The sequence below is a fragment of the Rhodopirellula sp. JB055 genome, from assembly GCF_043100905.1.
Lineage (GTDB): Bacteria > Planctomycetota > Planctomycetia > Pirellulales > Pirellulaceae > Rhodopirellula.
The window spans coordinates 1-4,593 of record NZ_JBICHO010000314.1 but is presented as its reverse complement, the minus strand read 5'-3'; the positions used below and the strand labels follow the sequence as shown (position 1 = coordinate 4,593).

Below are 4,593 nucleotides of genomic sequence, written 5' to 3'. Positions count from 1 at the left end.
CCCATCGGTCAGCTCGTTCGCCTGCACGTCCGCAGCAAACAACGCCACGCGAACGTCGCGGTCACGAACAGACTCGAGTGCCGCCTGAACTGCCTTCATCGCATCGTCGCGATACGCTCCCACTTGGCTCGCAGATGTGTCAACGACAATGACCAAGTCACTGGCTGACTGGCGAACCGCTCGCAGCATGGAATCCTCCGCACCCGGCTGGATCGAAGCCGCGATCGATTGACCGCCGTCGTCCGTGGAGTGCGAAACAACGCGAATCGAGGCTTCGGACGAAACAGCCTGAATGCCAGATCCGGCGGGTGGAGCCGCCGAAACCGCAGTCACCATGACCGCCGACGTCAAAATGGCTGACAACTTGCAGCCGAAAGTGGAAAAGATCTTCATCGACAACTCAGAGAAGGAGTGGGGACCAGAGGAGAGATGCTGGGATGCGTCAGGAGGCATGTTCATCGTGATTCTCGGCGAAAAGACGCGGGACGAGACGGCGAAAAGCCAGGCGCGGAACACTCAGTCTATTTCTGGAAACTGCAATTTCCACGAAAAAACCGCTTCAAACGGCCAGTGTCCCCGCAAGAATTCCGATTGTAGGGTGTAGCATTTTGCAACACCTGTTGCGAAACGCCGCAGCACTCCGCCGCAATCGGGTTCTCAATGGCTTCACAGGGGAATAAACGCGATTTCCGGGCCAAATCGGCGGCCGGACCGCCTCCAAACGAAACGGATGAGCCCGACGCGTTCACTCAACCCAGATTCCTTAGCCGCGGCCACCCAGCAGTCGCTCACGAGCGACACGCAATCGCTCGGACACCTCCGCCAGGTCGTTCCCCACCGCGGACACGTGGCCCATCTTCCGGCCCGCTCTCGCTGCGTGCTTGCCGTACAAATGAAGCACCACGCCCGGCGTTTCCAAGCACGCCTCCCAATCAGGATGGGCATCTCGAGCCTCAGCGGCTTCCCAAATGTCCCCCAGCAGATTCAGCATGCTGGCCGCAGGAACCACCATCGATGTGTCCCCCAACGGCAACCCACAGATTGCCCGCACGTGCTGTTCAAACTGGCTGGTCGCACACGCTTCGATGGTCACGTGCCCCGAATTATGCGGCCGCGGCGCGACTTCGTTGACGACCAACTCGTCGGCTGTCACGAACAATTCCACGCACAGAAGCCCCACCAATCCCAAGTGCTCCGCCACGCGCGTCGCAATTTCGCGAGCCTGCGTTTGCATCTCAGGCGAAACTTCGGCGGGAAGTTTGGTTTCATCCAGGATGTGATTTTGGTGATCGTTTTCAAACACCGGAAACGTCTCGAACCGCTCATCCAGCGTCCGAGCCACAATCACCGACGCCTCACGCTCAAACGGCACCAACGCTTCGGCAACCCAGGGCGGCTGGCCATCACCACCACTCTCTGCGCCCGCCCACTGAACGTTGGCAGCGTCATCCGGTGAGTTCAAACGATGTTGCCCCTTGCCGTCGTAACCACTGCGACACGTCTTGACGATGATTGGCCATCCCAACTTTTCGCCCGCGGCAATCGCCGTTTCGCGATCGTGCACCGGTTCAAATCCAGCCACGGGAATCCCGGCCGCACGCAGCGTCGTTTTCTCGATCCAGCGGTCTTGAGCCATCGCCAGCACAGACGCATCGGGATAGGTCGGCGCGTGTTTGCTGCAGGCCGCGATCGTGTCGGCCGGAATGTTTTCAAACTCCAGCGTGATCACATCGCATCGTTTCGCGAACGCTTCAATCGCGGAATGATCCGTCAAAGGGCCGCACACCGTGAACGCTGCCACCTCAGCAGCGGGTTCGTCGCTACTGCCGCAAAAGACACCGACTCGATATCCCATGCGAGCCGCTGCGATGGCGAACATTCGGCCCAGTTGACCACCACCGACCATACCAATGGTGGCCCCAGGCAGTATCACCTGCTTGGCCACGGTTGCCTCCATGTTTTGTGATTCCTGACGCTCACTCATGGAAGCTTTGCCGATGCGATCACATCGTCACGCTGCTTCGCCACAAACGCTTCCAATCGCTCTCGCAGAGCATCGTCGTTTGTCGCCAAAATACGAGCCGCCATGACCCCCGCGTTCTTGGCTCCTGCAACGCCAATCGCCATGGTCGCGACCGGAATTCCACCCGGCATTTGCACGATCGACAGCAACGAATCCAATCCCTGCAGAGCGCGACTCTGAATGGGCACCCCAATCACAGGCAACACCGTTTCCGACGCAACCATGCCCGGCAAATGAGCGGCTCCACCGGCTCCGGCAATGATCACCTTCAACCCGCGAGACCCTGCCGATCGAGCGTATTCGAACATCCGCTCCGGCGTCCGGTGAGCAGAAACGACCGAACGCTCGTGCTCCACCCCGAGTCGATCCAGCATTTCACACGCCGCGGACATGGTGTCCCAGTCGTTACGGCTTCCCATGATCACACCCACGCGTGGTGCAGACGGGTTGGCAACCGCAGAATCGTCTTGGTCGGTCATCAGGTACTCTGAAGGGGGATCATTTGGAACAATCAGGAGACGAAGAATCCGACCACAGGGCAGGGATCAAAGGGCAGGGCAGCATACCTACAACACCGCACGCCGTCCTTCCTGGCCAGACCGTCCTCATCCCCGGGTTATACCGCAACAACACGTCCCGATGAATTGCCCCTGTTCCGCTCCAGCCTTCTTCCGCTGAATCGCTCATGACATCACCGCCATTTGATCTGCCCCCTCGGGACGATTTTGATTCCGACGGCCCAGCGCCCATCCGGCAGATGCACCACGACGCCCGCTGGAAACAGGAATTCGAACAAACTCGCAGCAGCCTTCTGCAATCATGCCAAGGCCACGTGACGCAAATCGATCACGTCGGAAGCACCGCCGTCCCAGGCCTGATCGCACAACCGATCATCGATGTGGTCGCCCTCGTCACGGACCTTTCCAGCCTGGACGCGGCCTCGCTGCACATCGAAGGACTGAACTACCGAGTCGTGGATTCTCCCGACTGGCTCGATCACTCCCTCGTGCTGCACAAACCTCGCCACGGAGCCCCCACCCAACAAGTCTTCCTGATGGTTCTGGGCAATCCCGCTCACCAACGAGCGATTCAAATGCGAGATTATTTGCGAGCCAACCCCGAAGAAGCACTGCGATTCGAAAGCACCAAAGTGGACCGCTGGAAGCGAAGCGGTGGCGATCCAGACCGATACGAACAAGACAAAGCGATTGTCTTCTCGAGACTCGAAGATCAAATCTCAGGTCTCTAGACAGGTGGCACCCTATGGAATGCCCCTATCCAAATTGCCCTGGCTCCCCTCGCCCTGAAGCGGGTTTGCCGAGTTGTAGGCCAGGTTCCACCTGGCAACCACGGCAATGCTTTGGAACAAAGCGAGGCGTCTGCACCGTTCCACATGTCATCGACACGCGAAATTCATTCAACCAGTCACCCGCGCCAGGCGGAGCCTGGCCTACAAGCAGCACCGCGTCTGTGACCAGAGAAACTCCCTACAACCGGCGAAGCCCATCTTCCGTCATCGCGTTGGGAATCTCGACCTCGACGGCATCGATTCGTGCCAACGTTTCGTCATCGAGGATCATGTCGTCGGCAACCAAAATCTCTTTCAATTGCTCGATCGATGTGGCACCCACAATTGTCGATGCAACGAAGTCATGCTGCTTGCTCCACGCGACCGACAACGCCGTTCCCGTCGTTCCAATCGATTCAGCAATCTGGTGCATCCGAGCCGCCGTTTCAATCGTGCGATCGTTGACGAAACGCTGGGCCATCGCCTTTTGCCGGGCGTCCCCGGTCAGCAGGTATTCTGAGAAACGACCTCCCGGTGGCGGCCCGTTTTCGTACTTGCCCGTCAAAACTCCGCCTCCAAGCGGCGAGTAAGGCAGTAGGCTCACGTTCTCACGACGACAAACCTGAGCCAACTCATTTTCGCAGCGGCGATTGATCAAGCTGAAATTGTTCTGAACCGTCTGGTACCGATCGACCCCATGAATGTCGGCCGCCCAAAGACTCTTCATCAATCCCCACGATGTCTCATTGCTGCACCCGATCACGCGAACTTTTCCGGTCCGGCGTAGATGCGTCAGCGATTCCAGGACTTCCTCGTACGGCATGCCGTGATCGGGCCAGTGAATCTGGTACAGATCGATCGTCTCCACGCCCAAACGACGCAGCGAATCCTCACAGGCCCGAATGATCTGATATCGGTCCAGCGTCGTACGTCCGTGGCGGACCGGTGGCGTGAACCATCCATGGCCTGGGCCCGTCACTTTGGTAGCGACGGTCACGCAATCCCGCGGCTTGGTTTTGAGCCATCGACCGAAAATTTCCTCGGTGACGCCAAAGGTTTCCTTCTTGGGAGGCACCGGATAGATCTCAGCCGCGTAAAAGAATTTGATCCCCGCATCAAATGGGTGATCGATGATCGCTTGGCTGTTTTATTCGTCACAAGCACTCCCAAACGTCATCGTTCCCATGCAATTGTCCGAAACGACAATCCCGCTGCTTCCTAAACGACGCTGTTGCTCGACTGATCCACCAAGAGAACATTGAGTTACACTGTTCGGTCTTTC

5 protein-coding genes are annotated in these 4,593 nt (G+C 58.3%); 1 reads left to right on the top strand and 4 read right to left on the bottom strand.

Going from position 1 to position 4,593, the window contains the following annotated elements; genetic code table 11:
• From ACF8AM_RS12390 to purE, 3 genes are all read right to left on the bottom strand, one after another.
• Positions 1 to 393, bottom strand: a 393-nt coding sequence (locus ACF8AM_RS12390) for a hypothetical protein (RefSeq protein WP_392555931.1), incomplete at its 3' end; no start/stop codon positions are given.
• A gap of 370 nt (positions 394 to 763) precedes the next feature.
• Positions 764 to 1,984, bottom strand: coding sequence for a 5-(carboxyamino)imidazole ribonucleotide synthase (locus tag ACF8AM_RS12385; RefSeq protein WP_392555930.1), 1,221 nt, complete (start codon positions 1,982 to 1,984; stop codon positions 764 to 766).
• Positions 1,981 to 2,502 carry a 5-(carboxyamino)imidazole ribonucleotide mutase gene (gene purE, locus ACF8AM_RS12380; RefSeq protein ID WP_392555929.1) on the bottom strand — a complete coding sequence of 174 codons (522 nt, stop codon included), beginning with the start codon at positions 2,500 to 2,502 and terminating at the stop codon, positions 1,981 to 1,983. The genes ACF8AM_RS12385 and purE overlap by 4 nt, the downstream gene beginning before the upstream one ends.
• Positions 2,503 to 2,708: 206 nt before the next feature.
• Between purE and ACF8AM_RS12375 the strand changes: the two genes are divergently transcribed.
• Positions 2,709 to 3,272 carry a GrpB family protein gene (locus ACF8AM_RS12375; protein WP_392555928.1) on the top strand — a complete coding sequence of 188 codons (564 nt, stop codon included), beginning with the start codon at positions 2,709 to 2,711 and terminating at the stop codon, positions 3,270 to 3,272.
• A 238-nt stretch (positions 3,273 to 3,510) separates the two neighbouring features.
• Here ACF8AM_RS12375 and ACF8AM_RS12370 read toward each other — a convergent pair whose 3' ends face one another.
• Positions 3,511 to 4,443: an aldo/keto reductase gene (locus ACF8AM_RS12370; protein ID WP_392555932.1), complete on the bottom strand. Its 933-nt coding sequence runs from the start codon at positions 4,441 to 4,443 to the stop codon at positions 3,511 to 3,513.
• Positions 4,444 to 4,593 lie beyond the last annotated feature (150 nt).

Bases quoted from the DNA above. Each gene is read 5' to 3' on its own strand.
- ACF8AM_RS12385 (WP_392555930.1), bottom strand. From the start codon at position 1,984: ATGAGTGAGCGTCAGGAATCACAAAACATGGAGGCAACCGTGGCCAAG.
- purE (WP_392555929.1), bottom strand. From the start codon at position 2,502: ATGACCGACCAAGACGATTCTGCGGTTGCCAACCCGTCTGCACCACGC.
- ACF8AM_RS12375 (WP_392555928.1), top strand. From the start codon at position 2,709: ATGACATCACCGCCATTTGATCTGCCCCCTCGGGACGATTTTGATTCC.